Origin of the sequence: Lacinutrix venerupis, from assembly GCF_001971745.1 — a bacterium.
Lineage (GTDB): Bacteria > Bacteroidota > Bacteroidia > Flavobacteriales > Flavobacteriaceae > Lacinutrix > Lacinutrix venerupis.
Map to the genome: position 1 here is coordinate 655,011 of NZ_CP019352.1, position 19,927 is coordinate 674,937.

A 19,927-nucleotide genomic window follows, 5' to 3' on the forward strand; every position below is an offset into this window, starting at 1 on the left:
AATTTAATTACTATTGTTTTTTCGTCCTTTTTTTAGTGAGTACTTTAGGATTCTCACAAAAAGAAACCGATACATGGAGAGCTTTATTTTCTGTTGGTGTAAATAGCCCTTCTCAAGATGGATTAATATCACCTTTTCAAGCAAAAAGCATTAATTTTCCAACCATAAATATAGGCCTCCAGCATATGTTTAAACCTCAATTTGGAGCACGGTTAGATTTTGGTTATAATCGTTTTTCTAATGAAGATAATACAACAGAATTTAAAACTAATTACTCTAGAATAAATGCTCAGTTTGTGTACAATGCTTCAAGACTTGTGTCTTCTTTATCGCCAGAAATGGGCATGATGTTGCACGCTGGACCTGGTTTCACCATGATAAAACCTTTAGGTATTTATAGAGAAAATGAAAATTCATATTTAAATGCAATGGCAGGAATAGAGTTTAATTATAATATTTCTAGAACAGTTTCTTTATTTATTGACGCCTCTTATATTAAAGGATTTGCAAAGAATTTTAATCCGGTTACAGATGGTTTAGGAAGTTTTAATGGCGACATGCTTACTATAACTTTTGGAGCTTCGGTTTCATTAATAAATTGTAGAACCTGTAATTAAATGGCAGAAGAAAAAATAATTTTAGGTATCGATCCTGGAACTACAATTATGGGTTTTGGACTTATAAAAGTGGTTAACAAAAAGATGCAGTTTTTACAACTTAATGAACTGGATTTAAAAAAGTACGATGATCATTACCTAAAGCTAAAACTTATTTTCGAGCGTACTATAGAGCTTATAGATACACATCATCCAGATGAAATAGCTATAGAGGCTCCTTTTTTTGGTAAAAATGTTCAGAGTATGCTTAAACTTGGGCGTGCTCAAGGTGTTGCTATGGCGGCAGGTTTATCTCGAGAAGTTCCAATTACAGAATATGCTCCAAAAAAAATTAAAATGGCTATTACTGGAAATGGAAATGCAAGTAAAGAACAAGTAGCAAAAATGTTGCAAGGTATGTTGGGTATTAAAACATTGCCTAAAAACTTAGATGCTATGGATGGTTTAGGAGCAGCAGTTTGCCATTTCTATAATCAAGGTCGAGTAGAAATAGGTAAAAGTTATTCTGGTTGGGCAAGTTTTGTGAAGCAGAATGAGAAACGGGTAAAGAAATGAGATGTCTCAGTTTGCAATTGAATAAGTTTTTATGAAAAAATGAAATCACTTACATATTTATTAATAGTACTATTCTTTTTGGGATGTAAAAAAGAAAAAGACTATCAAATTATGTCCAAAAAAATCAGGGCCTTTAAATTACAGAACAATTGATACTATGTGTTATTATACTTTCATTGAAAATGATAAAAAAGTATATGAGTATAGATCCATTGATGGAGATAGTTCTTATTTTTTTCGATTTGAACAAAAAAACAACAATGACAGAACTTTAAATTTATATGGTATTGATTTAAAATTTATTGATTTTCAAAATATTCAATTTAATAATAAACTGATTAAAGTTAATAAATATCATTATAAAATAGTTGGACAAGAAGATGAAGAATCAGATTATTATTTTACAAGTGAATATGGATTGATAATGTTAGAAAGTACTGATTGGAGCAATGTAAATGTTTTGATAAATGAAGAAGAGTTCAAACCTTTACAAGATTCTATTAGAAATAAAAAAAAATAAATTTAAGTCAAGTTTTAACTTAAAAATAGCTACTGAAAACTGAAAACTAATTTGAGCGGAATATACATTCACATACCATTTTGCAAGCAAGCTTGCCATTATTGCGATTTTCATTTTTCGACTTCATTAAAAAAGAAAGACGATTTAATTGATGCATTAATTCTTGAAATTGAACTCAGAAAAAAAGAGTTTAAAGAGATTACTGTAGAAACCATTTATTTTGGAGGCGGAACACCTTCATTATTATCTTCTTTGGAAATAAAAAGAATAATAGACTCTATTTATAAAAATTATAAAGTCTCTAATAATCCAGAAATAACCTTAGAAGCGAATCCAGATGATTTAAGTAATAATCGAATATTAGAGATTTCTAAGAGTCCAATTAATAGACTGTCTATTGGTATACAATCGTTTCATGAAAAAGATTTAAAACTCATGAATCGTGCACATAATACTCAAGAAGCAAAACAATGTTTAGAAGAAGCTACTAAACATTTTAATAATATTTCTCTCGATCTAATATATGGTATACCAAACACTACAAACCAAGAATGGGAAGAAAATATAAATATAGCTTTAAATTTTGGTGTAAAACACATTTCAAGTTATGCACTAACTGTAGAACCTAAAACAGCTTTAGCTTCATTTATAGAAAAAGGAATTATAGATAATGTAGATGATGCTTTAGCTCAAGAACAATTTAACATATTAATAGATAAATTAGAAACTAATAATTTTGTGCATTATGAGTTGTCTAATTTTGGAAAAGAAGGTTTCTTTAGCAGAAATAATTCAGCATATTGGCAAGGTAAACCTTATATTGGTATAGGTCCATCGGCACATTCTTTTAAAGGAAAGCAGCGTGGTTGGAACGTTAGAAATAATACTAAATACATTAAATCGTTACAAATAGGAGATTTGCCAATTGAAATAGAAACCTTAACCAAAACAGATCAATATAACGAATATGTTATGACTGGTTTGCGCACTGTTTGGGGAGTTTCAATAAAAAAAGTACAGCAAGATTTTGGCGTTACTTTTGAAAATTATATGTTAGAACAAGCACAAAAACACATTAAGGAACATTTATTGTATATTGATAATGGAAAACTAAAAATAACCCAAAAAGGCAAGTTTTTAAGCGATGGGATCGCTAGTGACTTGTTTATGTTAAACTAAAATATGCTTACAACAATACAAATTAAAAGTAAAAGAATAAAGATAGATTTATCTAAACCATTAGATATTTCAATGCCATTACGCGCTTTAAAAAGTAATGTAAATGCATGGTATATAGATGAGCCAAAAATAACTGCTGTAGAATTAGATGGTTGGGTAGCGAGTGTAAAACAAGGAGCAGCAATTAACTTTAATAATATACAGTTTAATCCGCATGCACATGGAACACACACAGAGTGTGTAGGCCATATTACCGAAAAAACTTATAGCATTAATAAATGTTTAAAGCGTTTTATGTTTACAGCTCAAGTAATTACTGTGGCTGCCGAAGTTGCTGGAGAAGATAAAATAATATCTAAAACACAAATACAATATTTATTAAAACGAAAAAATCCTGAAGCATTAGTTATTAGAACTATGCCAAATACAAAAGATAAAAAATCGAAACAATACTCGCATACAAATTGGCCATATTTAACAGAAGAAGCCGCAGTATTTATTCGTGAAAAAGGTATAAAACATTTATTAATAGATTTGCCAAGTGTAGATAAAGAAAAAGACGATGGTCAATTATTAGCACATAAAGCCTTTTGGAATGTTAATGGAGAAATTAGAAAAGATGCCACTATTACTGAGTTTATTTATGTACCAAATAAAGTAGAAGATGGAAGCTACATATTAAATTTACAAATTGCACCTTTCGATAATGATGCCACACCTAGTAAACCAGTTTTATACAAGATAGAATAATATGGAAATAGTATTTGCAATTATATTTGGAGTTTTATCTGCTTTAGGTGTTTCTACCTATGTTAAGCATATACAAAGCAAAAAATTAGCACAAACACAATCTGTTGTACTATTAGATAAAATTAAAAAAGTATGTAAAATTATTAGTGTAGAAGGTGACTTTGCAGAAATCTATCATTACGAAAATGTAAAAGAAAGATTTTTAAAATTGGTTTCAAGTCGAAAAAAAGCTTTGGTTATTATTGACGCTAAAGCACACGTTGGATTCGATTTATCTAAAATCCAAATTAATGCCAATGCCGAAACAAAATTGGTAACTTTAAAGCATTTTCCACAACCAGAAATATTATCTATAGAAACTAATCTTAAATACTACGATAAACGAGATGGTATGTTTAACAAATTTCAAGCAAACGATTTAACAACATTACATAACGAAGCTAAGTTGCATATAAGAGAAAAAGTACCACAAAGTGGATTGTTTCAAATAGCCCAAAAAGAAGCACTGGACTCTATATTGTTAATCGAAGGTATTGTAGAAACTATTGGCTGGAAGCTTGATTATTCTGCTTTAGAAATAGAGGAAAATTCTGTAAAAGAGCTAAAAAACGATTAAATTATATTGATAGCAAATAAGCATTTTGTCGTTATTATTTGCATTTTGTCGGTTTTTTGGAATTAGAAGTATGAAAAACTAATCTTTGATTGTTTATATTATAGATTACTTTAAAAACTAAAACTATGGGCAAATTTTTATTTTATATAAATGATGTATTAGAAAGTTTAGACATACATATTAGTAAAAAGTCAAATGTAAAGGTTGAAAATACTAAAAGACCTTTTAAAAATACTTCTAAAGAAAAATATTTAGAAAAGAAATAATCTTTATTATATTTTTTAATGAATATCGATCAAGTTAGGAACTATTGTTTAAGTAAACCACATACTACAGAGCATTTTCCTTTTGATGAAAATACATTAGTGTTTAAAGTTGCAGGAAAAATGTTTGCTTTAACACCGTTAGATAAATGGGATAAAGGTGAAGCATCTATAAATTTAAAAGCAAATCCAGAATATTCTATTAAACTAAGGGCAATTTATAAAAGTATTGAGCCTGGTTTCCATATGAATAAAAAACATTGGAATTCTATTTATTTGTATAAAGGAGAATTAGATGCTAATTTAATTATGGAGTTAATAGATCATTCTTATGCTATGGTTGTAAATGGATTATCTAAAAAAGCACGTATTAGTTTAGGGTTATAAAATTATAGTTTATTTAGCCTTAACAATAAAATCTGCTTGAATATTTTCATTTTTACCATCTTGATATTTAGTAGAGCTAAACCATTGGTGTATTGCAAAACTTCCAGTTTCTCCGGCTTTATTAACAGCTATATATCCAACTTGAAAATTTTTATAATCGCTATTAGGTTTTTTAATAATTCTTTTAATAGCTTCTTCGCAAGCCTCTTGTGGTGTTTTGCCTTGCCTCATTAGCTCGACAACTAAAAAGCTACCTACAGTTTTTACAACTTCTTCTCCTAATCCAGTTGCTACGCAACCACCAATTTCATTATCTATAAAAAGACCAGCGCCAATAATAGGAGAATCTCCAACACGACCTCCCATTTTATAAGCCAATCCACTTGTAGTACAAGCACCAGAAATATCACCATTTTTATCTATGGCAAGCATACCAATAGTATCGTGATTTTCTATATTAATTATGGGTTTGTATTTAGATTCAACTTTCCATTTTTTCCAAGCTTTTTTAGAACTTTCTGTTAATAAATTTTCCTTTTTAAGTCCAATTTTATAAGCATATTCTTCTGCACCTTTTCCAGCAAGCATGACATGTGGTGTATTTTCCATAACGTGTCTTGCAACAGAAACTGCGTGAGTTATGTTTTTTAGGTAAACAACAGCTCCACAGTTTCCATTTTTATCCATAATACAGGCATCTAAAGTTACGTTACCATCACGGTCTGGTAAACCTCCTTTTCCAACAGATTGATTTGTAATATCTGCTTCTTCAACTTTACAACCAGCTTCAACTGCATCTAATGCATTTCCATTATTTTCAAGAATTTTGTATGCTGCTTTTGTTGCATTTGGTACATTCCAGGTGGCAATAACTAATGGCAAAACAGGAATAGGTTTTTGTGTAGAAGAAATAGGTTTTGTATTTTTTGTTTCGTCATTACAACTAATTAATGTGTTTGTAACAGCAAAGCCAGCAGTAGATAATGTAGCATTCTTTAAAAACTTTCTTCGATCCAAAATAGTGTGTTTATGTTAGAATGATAATATAATTAATATTTAATAAATGTAAAACCTAAATATTTTAATGCAAATTACTTTTACTCTATTTTTTTAAATGTTAACGTTTAACAAATAACTAAGATAACTAGCATTTACAATTAATATATTTGCATTAAAAAATTGATTTTATGTTGCGTTGGATTATTCTTATTATAATTATTTTAGTAATAGATTATTATGCCTTTCAAGCCATTAGAACACTTACTAAAAATTATATAATATATGGTGTTTATTGGTTAGCAAGTGCTTTAGTTATTGGTAATTTTATTTATTACTATTCTAATTTTGTTCGTGGTGAAAGTTTTACATCGGGTCATGGATATGCTATAGCATTTTTATTTGCTCTTTTTGTTCCAAAACTAATTTTAATTCTATTTATGTTTGGAGAGGATATAGTTAGAGGTGTACTAAGCCTTATAAATAAAATGTCTAAGTCTAATCCTAATAATGTAGCTTATTCTACAAGTAGACGTGGCTTTGTTTCAAAAATAGCGTTAGGTATTGCTGCAATTCCTTTGGCATCTATTTTATATGGTATTTATCAAGGTAAATATAACTACAAAGTTATTAAGCATGTGTTACATTTTGAAGATTTACCAGAAGCTTTTAATGGCTACACAATAACACAAATTAGTGATATTCATTCGGGTAGTTTAGAAAGTAAAGAAAAAATATCTTATGGTATAGATTTAATTAATGAGCAAAACAGTGATGCAATATTATTTACAGGTGATATTGTTAATACAAAGGCCGAAGAGATGAATAAATGGATAGACGTCTTTGGGAAGCTTAAAGCTAAAGATGGTAAATATTCTGTTTTAGGTAATCATGATTATGGTTACTACGCTTATGGTGGAGATGTAGATTTAAATGCAGAAAATCAACGTCAAATTGAAGCTGTGCATAAAAGTATTGGTTTTGATTTGTTGTTGAATGATAATAGGCAAATTGAAAAAAATGGACAAAAAATTAATATTCTTGGTGTGGAAAATTGGGGAGCTTCAAGACATTTTCCAAAGCGTGGAAGTTTAAAAGAAGCATCAAAATCTATAGGTGAAAATGAATTTAATATTTTAATGTCTCACGATCCTTCTCATTTTGATTTTGAAGAAATGGAGTTAAATAAAACAGATTTAAATAACCACGATATTGTTACAGATGAAACCAATGTAGTTAATTTTAATAAACATATTCATTTAACTCTATCTGGGCACACACATGGTATGCAATTTGGTATCGAGGTTCCATCGTTAGGTATAAAATGGAGTCCAGTAAAATATAGATACCCAAAATGGGCAGGAATGTATGAAGTTGCAGGAAAATTTTTAAACGTAAATAGAGGTTTTGGATACTTAGCATTTCCTGGTAGAATTGGGATTTGGCCAGAAATAACCGTTATAGAACTTAGAAAAGGCTCTAAAACTGCCTAAATTCTATATTAGAAAAACTTTAAGTAATTAAAATATTGTAGATTTACAATAACAGATATATCAAATACATTTAAAATGTCAAAATTTGGAGAGTTAATCGATGTAAACATTCCAGTTTTACTAGATTTTTTTACAGAGTGGAATGAACAATCTACAGCTATGCATTCGGTTTTGCGTGAAGTTGCAGCTGCGCTTGGAGATAAAGTAAAAGTAATTAAGATTGATGTTGATAAAAATAAAGAGTTATCTGAGGCTTTGCGAGTTAAAAATTTACCAACTTTAATTGTTTATAAAGATGGAGAAATGAAATGGAGACAAAGCGGAAAGCAAGATGCAAATACTTTAATCACTATATTAAAAGACTTTATTTAATAAGAAGGAATTGCTTTAAAAACATAGCCTTCTTTACTAAAATGTTCTAATACTTTTGGAAGCGCATACATCATATTTCGTGAAGCTTTTACACTATCGTGAAATACAATAATATTATTTTTTTTAGAAGCTTTACTTATTACATTTTCTAAACATTGCGCTTTGCTAATTTTATGTTCCCAATCAAAAGATATAACACTCCACATTATTATTTTATATCCTAGTTGTATTATAGCCTTGCCTTGACTGTTTTTTAATTGTCCAAAAGGAGGCCTATAAAGCTTAAGTTGTTGTTTCTCTTTAAGCTCATTTTTTATTATGGTTTCGGCTTTTAAAACATTTTCTAAATAATTTTTAGTTGATGTTTTCCATCCCTTTACATGGTCTTGAGTATGATTTCCAATACTATGTCCTTCTTCTAAAATATTTTTTATAATGTCTGGATACTTTGTAACATTATTTCCTATGCAAAAAAAAGTAGCTTTCGCATTGTGTTTTTTTAATGTATTTAATGTCCATTGCGTTATCTCTGGTGTTGGACCATCATCAAAAGTAAGATAAAGAATTTTCTTATTAGAAGAAAAATCCCAAACATAGTTTGGGAAAATTCGTTTTATTAAATAAGGTATTTTAGCAGGAACAAATCTCATAATTATTCTTGAGTTTCTATATCTATAGGCTCAATATTTGGAATGCTACTATCTCTTATTATATCAGTTTCTTCTCTTGGTTCTGGTTCTGGTCTGTCATCAGGAAAAAGTCTACTAAAAAGTTTTTCGTAATTACTAAAATTCATAAATTCTTTTTTAGCAAAATCTTCGTCGTATTCTAATAGTACAATAACCAATGCTCTATAACGCTCTAAGTCTGTTATAATTTCTTGACCATTTTTTATCTGGTTTTCTAATGTAAGTTCACTATAATAAGTTAAATTTTCTTGATATTTAACAGCTACGTCTTGAAATAATTGTCTGGCTTTATCTTTTGCTCCAACTTCATAGTATGCACTAATGTAAGGTTCTAATAAGGTGTAATAACCAAATTTATCTACAGGCATATTTTGCATTGCTATATCTGCAATGTTTTCTGCTTTATCAAGTTTTTCTTCTTGTATTAGTTTTTCTATTAAACGTGCAAGATTTCCTCTATATGTAATAGAGTTTTTACGTGTTTCTGGGTCATGGTATATGTCGTCGCTACCACTATTTCCCCAATCCCAAGCTTTCACTTTATTGTACATAAACTCGCTATCTACACGTCCCATATCAAAAGGATTGGCACGATCTGTAGGTGTTTTTATAGGAACAAGCTTGTAAACCATACCATCTAGCTGCAAGTAATCTTTCATCCAAATATAATCGTCTTCTCCAAAAGCACCACCGGTAAAATAGATTGGACGCTTCCAATCGTTATTAGCAACAATGTCTAACATTAATAAACGGTTTCTATAAATGGCACCGTCTTCAATTTTAATATCTATAAAATCTACAATTTCATCTGCATCTTTTGGTTTTACAATTCCATATTTTATAGCGTTTTCTTTATTTACAGGAACTCGTACATTTTCAACAGGAAAGTAGTTTGTGCTTAATACTTGTGTTGGATATTGAGATAGATCTTCGTCTTGTAATTGTAAAATGCGTTTAAATTTTGTTTTCGGGTTGTCACTAGAGATAAACTCCATAAACTCTTTAATCATTAAAGTATCTCGACTAAAGGTTGGTTTTACTTCGTCTGTTTTAGGATCTCTATAATAAATTGCTTTTCTTATGTAATCTCTTGTACCAAATTTGTATTGGTCGTGTGTTAATTGAGATGGTATTGGATCACTTTCATAAGCTTTACGTTTCATTTGGTCTATATACCAATCGGTTTGAAATAAGCTTGTATTAACTACACGAACATCGGTTCTATAATTTTCAATTTCTTGAGCATACCATAATGCGAATGTATCATTATCTCCAATAGAAAATAAAATAGCATTTTCACCACAAGAATCTAGATATTTTTTTGCCATGGATAATGCGGTGTATTTTCCAGATCGGTCATGGTCGTCCCAATTGTTAACGGCTAATATAAGAGGCGCAATTAATAAGCAAACGCCAGTAATAGCTAATGGAAAAGCGGATGTTTTTATTTTGTTTTTAAGAAAATCAAAAATAGCATATACACTAAAGCCTATCCATATTGCAAATACGTAAAAGGATCCCACTACAGAGTAATCACGTTCACGAGGCTCAAAAGGTCTAACGTTAGTATAAACTTGTATGGCAATACCTGTAAAAAGGAAAAACACAAGCAATACCCAAAAGGTTTTCTTGTCTTTATTAAATAGGAAGAATAGACCAATAATACCTAAAATTAGTGGTAAGAAAAAGTAAGTGTTTCTTGCTTTGTTGTTTTTAACGTCACTAGGTAGGTTGTCTTGAGATTGTCCTAAATGTATTTCGTCTATAAAATCTATACCGCTAATCCAATTTCCGTGGTTGTTATATTCGCCTTGTATATCATCTTGACGTCCAGTAAAATTCCACATAAAATAACGCCAATACATATAGCCTAATTGATATTGTATTAAATAGATTGTATTATCAATAAACGAAGGTTTTTCAATATCTAAATATTCTGCACCATATTGTTTTAAAAACCTATGGTAGCCTTCGTAATCTACATTACCTTTTGCAACTTCGCTTTTAAATTGGTTAATAAAAGCAACATCTTTTTGAATTCTTGGACTCATAGCAATATTTAACTTATCACCATAGAGTTCCATAAATTCATCGTATTCTCGTTCTGTAAGTTGGTCTTGCTGATATTTTTCAATAAAAGCTGCTATTTTTTTCTGGGTAAATAAATCTATATTAAAATCATCCTTTATTCTAAAATCTAAAAAACCTGAAAAAAGCATGTAGTTTTCAGCATTTTCACCACTCCACATTCTTGGTAAAATAGCTGCATGATCATAATTGTAATTTTGCAAGGCATCTTTATAATCGTTAACAATTACATATTTTCCTTGTTCTAAATCTTTTTCATATTTAGGTTTGTCGTCTTTATAGGCATCTTCTTTATTCGCATTTAAAGGTGCGTATTGGTCTGTAAAAAGAGGTCCATAAAACAAATGTGTTTTTGGGTATTGTTCTAAGTTATAATATGCTAAAAGCTCTCTTGCACTAGAAGGATTGTTTTCATTAATTACAACATTAGCATTGGCTCTTATAGGTAACATTAGCCATGATGAAAAACCAATAACAACAAATGTAACGCATAAAATACCTGTATTAATATGTTTGTAACCTTTGTCTCTAGTGTATTTTAAACTAAAGTAAATAGCAGCTATTAATAAAATACCAGCTATTATAGATCCAGAATTAAAAGGTAAACCAACTGTGTTTACAAAGAAAATTTCTAAAACACTAAAGAATCTTAATATGTTAGGAGCTAATAATTTAAAAATGAATAATAGAATTGCAACGGCAACAATATTTGCAACTATAAAATTTTTAATAGTAACTGTTTTGTAGTTTTTAAAATAGTAAATAAGTGCAATTGCAGGAATAGTTAGTAGTCCCATAAAGTGAACTCCAAAAGATAAACCAATAATAAAAGCAATAAGAATTAACCATCGGTTTCCTCTTGGATTATGCATATCAAAATCCCAACGCAAAGCACAGTAAAATAAAATAGCCATTAATAATGTGGCCATAGCATAAACTTCGGTTTCTACAGCATTAAACCAAAAAGAATCTGTAAAGGTAAAAGTTAAACTACCTACTAATGCACTTCCTAAAATGGCATAAGCTTTAGCGTTTGTAAGCTCTTCAGACTTTGTTATTTTTTGTAGCAATAATGAAATACTCCAAAACATAAATAGAATAGTAAATGCACTAGAAACAGCGCTTAACATATTAAGCATAAGCCCAATATTTTCTGGAGACATGGCAAAGGTAGAGAAAAAGGCACCTAACATTTGAAATAATGGAGCTCCAGGTGGATGACCAACTTGAAGTTTTGCTGAGGTTAGTATATATTCACCAGCATCCCAGTAGCTTACTGTTGGTTCTACCGTTAGACTATAAGTTATTAAAGCAATTAAAAAAGCGAACCATCCTAAAATATTGTTCCATTTTTTAAAGTTTGAAGACGTCATACACGTAAATTGTTTATTTAATGGCGAATTTACTAATAATTATTAAATAGAAATGATAAAATTTTCATAACAGCCTTTAAGTTAAATAGCTCTTTTTTATAGTGATATCCTTAATTTTTATAAAAATTTAAAAAAAAATATATTTTTTATAGAAAAATGTTTGCGCAAATAAAACTTTGTTTTAAATTTGCAACCTCTTAACGAGATTGGCCCATGGTGTAACTGGCTAACACATCGGTTTTTGGTACCGAAGAGTCTAGGTTCGAAACCTAGTGGGCCAACAAAAAAAATCCTAATACGTATTGTATTAGGATTTTTTGCTTTTAATTATTTAGTGTTGAAAGCCTATTAAAAAAAAAGTTTTATTGGTTATATTTTAAAAGTGATAACTGGTCTTTTTGCATGGTTAACTAAATCTTCACTCAAACTACCGTTTAAAAAATGAGCAATACCTTGTCTTCCGTGTGTGCTTATACCTATAAGATCTGCATTTATTATGTGAGAAAAGTTTAAAATACCTTTTTCTACAGTTTCATCATTATAAATATTTGTTGTGTAATTTGTAAATGTTGTACCAGCAATAAATTCTTGAATTTTAACTTTTGCACGAGCAGTTGTTTTAAAATTTGAGGCAGTGTTAACCATCAATAAATGAATTTTAGCATCAAAAGCTTCAGCTAATTTAACAGCTTGTTTAAAAGTTTCTCTATTGTCATTTTCAAAATCAGAAGCAAAAACAAATTCTTCAATATTAAAATCTTTATGCTCATTTTTAATTACTAAAACAGGTCTTTCCGATGTGCGAACAATTTTTTCGGCATTCGATCCAATAAACATTTCTTTAAGTCCACTTGCACCATGAGAACCCATAACTATTAAGTCTATATCATGAGTTTTACATGTTTCTAAAATACCCGTAGAAATATCATGAAAATCTACCATTTCTGTAACAGCAACATCTCTTAGGTATTCTTTAGACATAACATCTTCAAATTGTTTGTGTGCTAGTTTCATAAAATAAACAGCTTCAGGTAAATCTGTTGGAACACCTTCGCCAATACTAGACAAAGGTAGGTCTAGTACATGTAATAAAATAAGCTCGCAATTATGTTTTTTCGAGAGTTGTGCAGCTACTTTTATTGCATTTTCTGCTTCTATAGAGAAATCTGTTGGTACAAGAATTTTTTTCATAATTAGTAGTGTTTATTATTTATGTGGTATTTAAATTTAATAATAAAAACGGACTTTAAAAAATCAATCGCATAATAGTTGTTTAAAATGACTAAAAAGCTAATCTTTTAGGTTGTAAGTAAATACGTTTTTTGTTTATCTAGCTTTTTTCTATGTATAAAAAAAGCATAATTTGTTGCCTTTTAATAAATAAAAGTCAAAGTCTGCTTTATATTGTTATGAAAATAAATAAAAACTATGTATATTTGCATCGTTGTAAGAAAAATGAATGTGAGCGGACGAAAAGTCCGCTCTTTTTATACTTAAAAATGTTTAACACTACAGTAAAAGATTTATTGCAAGAAGCTTTAGCAGAAAGAACCGATTTATTTTTAATCGATTTTACTATTTCTAACGATCAATCAATTAATATTATAATTGATGGAGATAACGGAGTAAGAGTAGAAGATTGTATCTTTATAAGTAGAGCCATAGAAAATAATATTGATAGAGAAGAGCATGATTTTTCTTTAGATGTTGCTTCGGCAGGAGCAGCAGCGCCTTTAACTTTACCAAGACAATTTAAAAAAAATGTAGGTAGAACACTAGAGGTTAAAACAAAAACAGAAAATATTGAAGCAGAACTAATTAGTGCTTCAGAAGATAGTATAGATTTGAAATGGAAAGCTAGAGAGCCAAAACCAGTAGGAAAAGGTAAAGTAACCGTTCAAAAAGAAAAAACAATAGCTTACAGTGATATTGTAGAGGCAAAAGTTATGATAAAATTTTAATTTAGTAGAATAATGGAAAATATAGCGTTAATTGAATCATTTTCAGAGTTTAAAGACGATAAATTAATCGATCGTGTTACGCTTATGGCGATTTTAGAAGATGTATTTAGAAATGCCTTAAAGAAGAAGTTTGGAGATGATGATAATTTTGATATTATTATAAATCCTGATAAAGGAGATTTAGAAATTTGGAGAAATAGAGTTGTAGTAGCAGATGGAGAAGTAGAAGAACCTAATCAAGAAATTTCTTTATCAGCAGCTAGAAAAATTGAACCAGATTTTGAAGTAGGTGAAGATGTATCTCAAGAAGTTAAGCTAATAGATCTTGGACGTCGTGCTATTTTAGCATTACGCCAAAATTTAATTTCTAAAATTCACGAACACGATAATACAAATATCTTTAAGCAATTTAAAGAATTAGAAGGCGATTTATATACTGCAGAAGTGCACCATATTCGTCACAGAGCTGTAATCTTGTTAGATGATGAAGGTAACGAAATTATTTTACCAAAAGACAAACAAATACCTTCAGATTTTTTCCGAAAAGGAGATAATGTAAGAGGAATTATTGATAGTGTAGAGTTAAAAGGAAATAAGCCGGCAATTATTATGTCGCGTACATCTCCTAAATTCTTAGAGAAATTATTTGAATCTGAAATACCAGAAGTATTCGATGGTTTAATTACAATTAAAAACGTTGTAAGAATACCTGGAGAAAAAGCAAAAGTAGCTGTAGATTCTTATGATGATAGAATAGATCCTGTTGGAGCTTGTGTAGGTATGAAAGGTTCTAGAATACACGGTATTGTACGTGAATTAGGAAACGAAAATATAGACGTTATAAACTATACTAATAATTTACAACTATATATAACAAGAGCATTAAGTCCAGCACGTGTTACATCAATTAAAATAGATGAAGAAAATAAACGTGCAGAAGCTATATTAAAACCAGAAGAAGTTAGTAAAGCAATTGGTCGTGGAGGACATAATATTCGCTTAGCAGGACAACTAACAGGTTATGAGATAGATGTGTTTAGAGAAGGAGCAGAAGAAGATGTGGAATTAAGAGAATTCTCTGATGAGATTGAAGCATGGGTTATAAAAGAATTTAGCAAAGCAGGTTTAGATACAGCAAAAAGTGTATTAGAGCAAGATGTTGCAGATTTAGTAAAAAGAACAGACTTAGAAGAAGAAACAATATTAGATGTTATAAGAATTCTTAAGGAAGAATTCGAAGATTAACATATATTTGAGTAAAATTAAGGTAAAGGCAATTTATGGCTGAAACGATTAGATTAAATAAAGTACTACGTGAGCTTAACATCTCTTTAGATCGTGCTGTGGAATTTTTAGATTCCAAAGGTGTCGAAGTAGAGAAGCGTCCAACCACGAAAATTTCTGAAGAAACATATAAAATTCTTTCAGACGAATTCGAGACAGACGCAAGTAAAAAGATGAAATCTCAAGCGGTTAGTGAAGCTAAGCAGAAAGAAAAGGAAGATTTACGTATTAAACGTGAAAAAGCCATAGAAGCGAAGCAAAAAGAAGAAGAAGCAAAAGCAGCTGCCAAAGCCAAAGAGGAAGAAGTTGTAAAAGCAACAAAAACGCTTTCTGGCCCTAAAAAGGTTGGTAAAATCGATTTAGATTCTAAAAAGAAGGAAATTAAAGTTGAAAAACCTGAAGTAAAAGCAGAAACTTCTAAAAAAGAAGAAAAAGCAGAAACTAAACCTTCAGCTAAAGTAGAAGCTAAAAAAGAAACAATTTCTAAGAAGGAAGAACCTAAAAAGGTTGAGCCTAAAAAATCAGAGCCAAAAGTTGTAGAGCCTAAAACAGTGGAAAAAGTCACTCCAAAAGAGACAACCTCTACAGAAACTACAACTCCAGAGCCAGAAACTGTTGAAACTCAGTATAAAAAACTTACAGGTCCTAAAATTGCAGGTAAAAAAATAGATTTATCTCAATTTAATAAACCAAAGAAAAAGAAAGAACCTGTAAAAAAATCTGACGATTCTAATAAGAAAAAACGCCGTCGTATATCAAAACCAGGAGACAATAAACCTGGATCAGGAGGAAATAATCGTGGCGGAAATGATAGATTTAAAGGTAAAAAAGGACAAGGCCGTAGAAATATTGTAAAAGCAGAGCCTAGCGAAGAAGATGTAAAAAAACAAATTAGAGAAACTCTTGAAAAACTTCAAGGAAAATCTAGTAAAGGAAAAGGCGCTAAATATAGAAGAGATAAAAGAGATCAGCATAGAGAACAGACTGAAATCGATGAGCAAATCGAAGCAGCAGAAAGCAAAATCCTTAAAGTAACAGAGTTTGTTACAGCAAGTGAGGTTGCAACTATGATGGATGTTAGTGTAACACAAATTATCTCAGCTTGTATGTCTTTAGGTATGATGGTTACAATGAATCAGCGTTTAGATGCAGAAACATTATCAATCGTAGCAGAAGAATTTGGATATAAAGTAGAATTTGTAACTGCAGACATAGAAGAATCTATTGTTGAAGTAGAAGATAAGCCAGAAGACTTAATAGAACGTGCGCCAATTGTAACTGTAATGGGTCACGTAGATCATGGTAAAACATCACTTCTAGATTATATTCGTAAAGAAAATGTAATTGCAGGAGAATCAGGTGGAATTACTCAGCACATTGGAGCTTATGGAGTACAATTAGAAAATGGTCAAAAAATAGCATTTTTAGATACACCGGGTCACGAAGCCTTTACTGCCATGCGTGCACGTGGTGCTCAAGTAACAGATATTGCTATTATTGTAGCCGCTGCAGACGATGATATCATGCCGCAAACAAAAGAAGCTATATCTCATGCACAAGCTGCGGGAGTTCCAATAGTATTTGCTATAAATAAAATAGATAAGCCAGATGCAAATCCAGAAAATATTAAAAGTGGATTAGCACAAATGAATTTATTAGTAGAAGATTGGGGAGGTAAAATTCAATCTCATGATATTTCAGCAAAAGTAGGAACGGGAGTTCAAGAATTATTAGAAAAAGTATTGCTAGAAGCAGAATTATTAGAGCTTAAAGCAAACCCAAATAAACCAGCAGTTGGTACAGTTGTAGAAGCTTTCCTTGATAAAGGTCGTGGATATGTGTCAACAATATTAGTACAAGCAGGTACCTTAAGAATAGGTGACTACGTTTTAGCTGGAAAAAATAGTGGTAAAATTAAAGCAATGCACGATGAGCGTGGAAATGATGTTGCCGAAGCCGGACCATCAACACCTGTCTCAATATTAGGATTAGATGGAGCACCTCAAGCAGGTGATAAGTTTAATGTCTTTGCAGATGAGCGTGAAGCAAAACAAATTGCAACAAAGCGTGCGCAACTGCAACGTGAGCAATCGGTTAGAACACAACGTCATATTACATTAGACGAGATTGGTCGTCGTATAGCGTTAGGAGATTTCCAAGAGCTTAATATTATACTTAAAGGTGATGTTGATGGTTCTGTAGAGGCTTTAACAGATTCTTTCCAGAAACTATCTACTGAAGAAATTCATGTAAATATCATTCATAAAGGAGTAGGAGCAATTACAGAGAGTGATGTGTTGTTAGCAACCGCATCAGATGCGATTATTATTGGATTTAATGTACGTCCAGTAGGTAATGCAAGACAAGTAGCAGATACTGAAGAAATCGATATCAGAACATATTCTATTATCTACGATGCTATTAACGATCTTAAAGATGCTATGGAAGGTATGTTATCTCCAGAAGTAAAAGAAGAAGTTACTGGTACAGCAGAGATTAGAGAAATGTTTAAAGTTTCTAAAGTTGGAACTATTGCAGGATGTATGGTGATGAATGGTAAAATATATAGAAATTCACAAATACGTTTAATACGTGATGGAGTTGTAGTTTATACAGGTGAATTAGCATCGTTAAAACGTTTTAAAGATGATGTTAAAGAAGTTGGTAAAGGTTACGACTGTGGTATGCAAATTAAAAATTACAACGATATTAAAGAAGGCGATGTAATTGAAGCATTCCACGAAGTTGAAGTTAAGAAGAAATTAAAATAATTTCTTTTAAAACCCATAAATAAGAGTGTTTAACTCTATAAATTAAAAAAGCCGTTTTCAATAATTGAAAACGGCTTTTACTTTTATCTTAATTTAATAAGTAAGATGTTTAATCTTTTTTCTTAGGTTTAAAAATAAATGCACTAGGAAACTTTTTCTTTATTTTCATTAATGCTTTATCTGCTTCCAATCGTGTTCTAAAACTACCCACCCAAATCTTATAGTTTGGTGTTTCGTAAACTAATTTTGAAGACCAAGAATTAAAAGAGCTATCAAAACTATTTTCTATGCTTTCTGCACGAGTTCTAGAACCAGAATATATCTGAATTTTGTAACGATTGCTGTCTTCATCTTCTGCATTTATTTGTTTTTTTAACTCTAATAAAGTAGAAATTTCTGGATTTTGATTTATTGTAACAGTTCCTTGTTGAGCAAAAATAATACTACTTGAAAGTGTTAATCCTAAAGATAAACATAGGATTTTTAGAGATTTAGTATTCATATTTAAAATAAATTTAATGCAAATGTAAAAGTATTAAACGAAAGAAAAGCTCTTTTTCTTATTTAGAATTTCTCTAAATTAGAAATTAAGAGTTCTTTAAGATTTCTAAAATGGACTTTATATATTACTTTTGCTAAAGTTTTTTATAACTGTATTTTTAGATATAGATGAAAAAATCATACCAAAGTTTAGAAGTAAATTCAATCAATAATATGAAACAGGTGATTCACCGCAAATTAGGTTTTAATATTCTTCATTTCTGCTTAATTTTTTTACTAGCCTTTTCTACTAGTCTTTCCGCTCAAAATGGAGATGCAGTAGCAGGTAAAGCATTGTTTAATGCTAATTGTGCTTCTTGTCATAAATTAAATAAAAAAATGACAGGTCCAGCTTTAGCAAACGTTGAAACGCGTTTAGCTGATGATGAGGGTCTTGATAGAGAATGGTTGTACTCTTGGATAAAAAATAGTGCAGGCATGGTTAAGTCTGGAGATGCTTATGCGAATAAGATATTTGAAGAGTACAATGGTACTGCGATGACGGCTTTTCCACAATTAACAAATGCTGAGATAGATAATATTTTAGCTTATACAGCTGCTGCGCCACCGGCTCCTGAAGTTCCAGTTGATGGTCAAGGAGTAAATGCTAATCCTCAAAATGATACTAACTCAAACGGATTAATTTTAGGAGCGTTAGCTTTATTGTTTGCAATATTAGCAGGAGCTTTATTTTTAGTAAACAGAACGCTGCGTAATTTTGCAGAAGCAAAAGGAATTGAGGTTTCGGCAAAAGAAAAATCTAAGCCATTATGGAAAGCGTTTGTTGATAATCAATTTTTAGTATTAGTAACGGCTATATTGTTTTTATTAGCATCAGGTTATTTTGTTTACGGTTACTTTATGCAAGTTGGCGTAAACCAAGGTTATGAGCCGGTTCAAGAAATTCACTATTCTCATAGAATTCATGCAGGAGATAATGGTATCGATTGTAAATATTGTCACTCTTCAGCAAGAGTTAGTAAAACATCTGGTATTCCTTCTTTAAATGTTTGTATGAATTGTCATAAGTCAATTTATGAAGTTGCTCCAGAAACACAATCTGAAGGAATGGCTGAATATGGTGTAGATTATAATGCTGAAATTCAAAAACTTTATAAAGCAGTTGGTTGGAGTGATGCAGAACAGAAGTATACAGGAGAAACTAGTCCAGTAAAATGGACAAGAATCCATAACCTGCCAGATTTTGCATATTTTAACCACTCTCAGCACGTTTCAGTTGCAGGAGTAGCATGTCAAACTTGTCATGGTCCAGTTGAAGAAATGGAAGTTATGTATCAATATGCTCCTTTAACTATGGGTTGGTGTATTAACTGTCATAGAGAGACAAATGTTAACGTAAAAGATAACAATTACTATACTAAAATACACGAAGAACTATCTAAGAAGTATGGTGTTGAGAAGTTGACAGCAGCTCAAATGGGAGGTTTAGAGTGTGGTAAGTGTCATTATTAA

Annotated in this window: 19 protein-coding genes and 1 tRNA gene; 15 read left to right on the forward strand and 5 right to left on the reverse strand. The window is 30.5% G+C overall.

Translation table 11 applies throughout. The annotated features are described in order from the left end of the window. Nucleotides 1–35: 35 nt before the first annotated feature. The 8 genes from BWR22_RS02930 (at nucleotide 36) to BWR22_RS02960 (ending at nucleotide 4,887) form a co-directional block, all read left to right on the forward strand. A complete protein-coding gene (locus tag BWR22_RS02930) occupies nucleotides 36–617 on the forward strand; it encodes a cell envelope biogenesis protein OmpA (protein WP_241828224.1) in 582 nt (193 codons plus the stop codon). Beyond that, on the forward strand, nucleotides 618–1,172 hold the full coding sequence (ruvC, locus tag BWR22_RS02935; RefSeq protein WP_076731944.1) for a crossover junction endodeoxyribonuclease RuvC: 555 nt from the start codon (nucleotides 618–620) through the stop codon (nucleotides 1,170–1,172). A gap of 157 nt (nucleotides 1,173–1,329) precedes the next feature. Continuing rightward, complete coding sequence (locus tag BWR22_RS02940) at nucleotides 1,330–1,692, forward strand: hypothetical protein (RefSeq protein WP_076731945.1); 363 nt, start codon at nucleotides 1,330–1,332, stop codon at nucleotides 1,690–1,692. A gap of 51 nt (nucleotides 1,693–1,743) precedes the next feature. Further along, entirely contained in the window at nucleotides 1,744–2,871 is a 1,128-nt protein-coding gene (gene hemW, locus BWR22_RS02945; protein WP_076731946.1) for a radical SAM family heme chaperone HemW, read from the forward strand. 3 nt (nucleotides 2,872–2,874) lie between these two features. Next, a complete protein-coding gene (locus BWR22_RS02950) occupies nucleotides 2,875–3,621 on the forward strand; it encodes a cyclase family protein (protein ID WP_076731947.1) in 747 nt (248 codons plus the stop codon). A gap of 1 nt (nucleotide 3,622) precedes the next feature. Beyond that, on the forward strand, nucleotides 3,623–4,237 hold the full coding sequence (locus tag BWR22_RS02955) for a DUF4230 domain-containing protein (RefSeq protein WP_076731948.1): 615 nt from the start codon (nucleotides 3,623–3,625) through the stop codon (nucleotides 4,235–4,237). A gap of 125 nt (nucleotides 4,238–4,362) precedes the next feature. Further along, nucleotides 4,363–4,503 carry a hypothetical protein gene (locus BWR22_RS14325; RefSeq protein WP_156875562.1) on the forward strand — a complete coding sequence of 47 codons (141 nt, stop codon included), beginning with the start codon at nucleotides 4,363–4,365 and terminating at the stop codon, nucleotides 4,501–4,503. Nucleotides 4,504–4,521: 18 nt separating this feature from the next. Then, nucleotides 4,522–4,887: an MmcQ/YjbR family DNA-binding protein gene (locus BWR22_RS02960; protein WP_076731949.1), complete on the forward strand. Its 366-nt coding sequence runs from the start codon at nucleotides 4,522–4,524 to the stop codon at nucleotides 4,885–4,887. 9 nt (nucleotides 4,888–4,896) lie between these two features. Here the strand turns inward: BWR22_RS02960 and BWR22_RS02965 are convergent, their stop codons facing one another. Next, complete coding sequence (locus BWR22_RS02965) at nucleotides 4,897–5,904, reverse strand: N(4)-(beta-N-acetylglucosaminyl)-L-asparaginase (RefSeq protein ID WP_076731950.1); 1,008 nt, start codon at nucleotides 5,902–5,904, stop codon at nucleotides 4,897–4,899. Between the two features lie 170 nt (nucleotides 5,905–6,074). On the opposite strand from BWR22_RS02965, the gene BWR22_RS02970 reads away from it, so the two are divergent. Next, nucleotides 6,075–7,376: a metallophosphoesterase gene (locus BWR22_RS02970; protein ID WP_076731951.1), complete on the forward strand. Its 1,302-nt coding sequence runs from the start codon at nucleotides 6,075–6,077 to the stop codon at nucleotides 7,374–7,376. Between the two features lie 75 nt (nucleotides 7,377–7,451). Continuing rightward, nucleotides 7,452–7,748, forward strand: coding sequence for a thioredoxin family protein (locus BWR22_RS02975; protein ID WP_076731952.1), 297 nt, complete (start codon nucleotides 7,452–7,454; stop codon nucleotides 7,746–7,748). Here the strand turns inward: BWR22_RS02975 and BWR22_RS02980 are convergent. Continuing rightward, nucleotides 7,745–8,398 (reverse strand): polysaccharide deacetylase family protein, encoded by a 654-nt coding sequence (locus BWR22_RS02980; protein WP_076731953.1) that lies wholly within the window; start codon nucleotides 8,396–8,398, stop codon nucleotides 7,745–7,747. The genes BWR22_RS02975 and BWR22_RS02980 overlap by 4 nt on opposite strands. Before the next feature lie 2 nt (nucleotides 8,399–8,400). After that, complete coding sequence (locus BWR22_RS02985) at nucleotides 8,401–11,898, reverse strand: glycosyltransferase family 117 protein (protein ID WP_076731954.1); 3,498 nt, start codon at nucleotides 11,896–11,898, stop codon at nucleotides 8,401–8,403. Nucleotides 11,899–12,105: 207 nt separating this feature from the next. Here BWR22_RS02985 and BWR22_RS02990 point away from each other — a divergent pair. Beyond that, nucleotides 12,106–12,179: transfer RNA gene (locus BWR22_RS02990), tRNA-Gln, on the forward strand. 88 nt (nucleotides 12,180–12,267) lie between these two features. On the opposite strand, the gene BWR22_RS02995 is transcribed toward BWR22_RS02990, so the two are convergent. After that, entirely contained in the window at nucleotides 12,268–13,089 is an 822-nt protein-coding gene (locus BWR22_RS02995; protein WP_076731955.1) for a universal stress protein, read from the reverse strand. Nucleotides 13,090–13,397: 308 nt separating this feature from the next. Here BWR22_RS02995 and rimP point away from each other — a divergent pair, with 308 nt between their 5' ends. The 3 genes from rimP to infB are packed head-to-tail and all read left to right on the forward strand — an operon-like array spanning nucleotide 13,398 to nucleotide 17,914. Next, nucleotides 13,398–13,859, forward strand: a complete 462-nt coding sequence (rimP, locus tag BWR22_RS03000) for a ribosome assembly cofactor RimP (RefSeq protein WP_076731956.1) — start codon at nucleotides 13,398–13,400, stop codon at nucleotides 13,857–13,859. Between the two features lie 12 nt (nucleotides 13,860–13,871). Beyond that, nucleotides 13,872–15,104: a transcription termination factor NusA gene (gene nusA, locus BWR22_RS03005; RefSeq protein WP_076731957.1), complete on the forward strand. Its 1,233-nt coding sequence runs from the start codon at nucleotides 13,872–13,874 to the stop codon at nucleotides 15,102–15,104. A 35-nt stretch (nucleotides 15,105–15,139) separates the two neighbouring features. Continuing rightward, entirely contained in the window at nucleotides 15,140–17,914 is a 2,775-nt protein-coding gene (gene infB / locus BWR22_RS03010; protein ID WP_076731958.1) for a translation initiation factor IF-2, read from the forward strand. Between the two features lie 109 nt (nucleotides 17,915–18,023). Here infB and BWR22_RS03015 read toward each other — a convergent pair whose 3' ends face one another. Beyond that, nucleotides 18,024–18,416: an SPOR domain-containing protein gene (locus tag BWR22_RS03015; protein ID WP_076731959.1), complete on the reverse strand. Its 393-nt coding sequence runs from the start codon at nucleotides 18,414–18,416 to the stop codon at nucleotides 18,024–18,026. A gap of 212 nt (nucleotides 18,417–18,628) precedes the next feature. Here BWR22_RS03015 and BWR22_RS03020 point away from each other — a divergent pair, with 212 nt between their 5' ends. After that, complete coding sequence (locus BWR22_RS03020; protein WP_076734351.1) at nucleotides 18,629–19,927, forward strand: cytochrome c3 family protein; 1,299 nt, start codon at nucleotides 18,629–18,631, stop codon at nucleotides 19,925–19,927.

Excerpts from the sequence above, each read along its gene's own strand:
- ruvC (WP_076731944.1), top strand. The coding sequence starts at position 618 with ATGGCAGAAGAAAAAATAATTTTAGGTATCGATCCTGGAACTACAATT.
- BWR22_RS02940 (WP_076731945.1), top strand. The coding sequence starts at position 1,330 with ATGTGTTATTATACTTTCATTGAAAATGATAAAAAAGTATATGAGTAT.
- BWR22_RS02950 (WP_076731947.1), top strand. The coding sequence starts at position 2,875 with ATGCTTACAACAATACAAATTAAAAGTAAAAGAATAAAGATAGATTTA.
- BWR22_RS02955 (WP_076731948.1), top strand. The coding sequence starts at position 3,623 with ATGGAAATAGTATTTGCAATTATATTTGGAGTTTTATCTGCTTTAGGT.
- BWR22_RS14325 (WP_156875562.1), top strand. The coding sequence starts at position 4,363 with ATGGGCAAATTTTTATTTTATATAAATGATGTATTAGAAAGTTTAGAC.
- BWR22_RS02960 (WP_076731949.1), top strand. The coding sequence starts at position 4,522 with ATGAATATCGATCAAGTTAGGAACTATTGTTTAAGTAAACCACATACT.
- BWR22_RS02970 (WP_076731951.1), top strand. The coding sequence starts at position 6,075 with ATGTTGCGTTGGATTATTCTTATTATAATTATTTTAGTAATAGATTAT.
- BWR22_RS02975 (WP_076731952.1), top strand. The coding sequence starts at position 7,452 with ATGTCAAAATTTGGAGAGTTAATCGATGTAAACATTCCAGTTTTACTA.
- BWR22_RS02980 (WP_076731953.1), bottom strand. The coding sequence starts at position 8,398 with ATGAGATTTGTTCCTGCTAAAATACCTTATTTAATAAAACGAATTTTC.
- BWR22_RS02985 (WP_076731954.1), bottom strand. The coding sequence starts at position 11,898 with ATGACGTCTTCAAACTTTAAAAAATGGAACAATATTTTAGGATGGTTC.
- BWR22_RS02995 (WP_076731955.1), bottom strand. The coding sequence starts at position 13,089 with ATGAAAAAAATTCTTGTACCAACAGATTTCTCTATAGAAGCAGAAAAT.
- rimP (WP_076731956.1), top strand. The coding sequence starts at position 13,398 with ATGTTTAACACTACAGTAAAAGATTTATTGCAAGAAGCTTTAGCAGAA.
- nusA (WP_076731957.1), top strand. The coding sequence starts at position 13,872 with ATGGAAAATATAGCGTTAATTGAATCATTTTCAGAGTTTAAAGACGAT.
- infB (WP_076731958.1), top strand. The coding sequence starts at position 15,140 with ATGGCTGAAACGATTAGATTAAATAAAGTACTACGTGAGCTTAACATC.
- BWR22_RS03015 (WP_076731959.1), bottom strand. The coding sequence starts at position 18,416 with ATGAATACTAAATCTCTAAAAATCCTATGTTTATCTTTAGGATTAACA.
- BWR22_RS03020 (WP_076734351.1), top strand. The coding sequence starts at position 18,629 with ATGAAACAGGTGATTCACCGCAAATTAGGTTTTAATATTCTTCATTTC.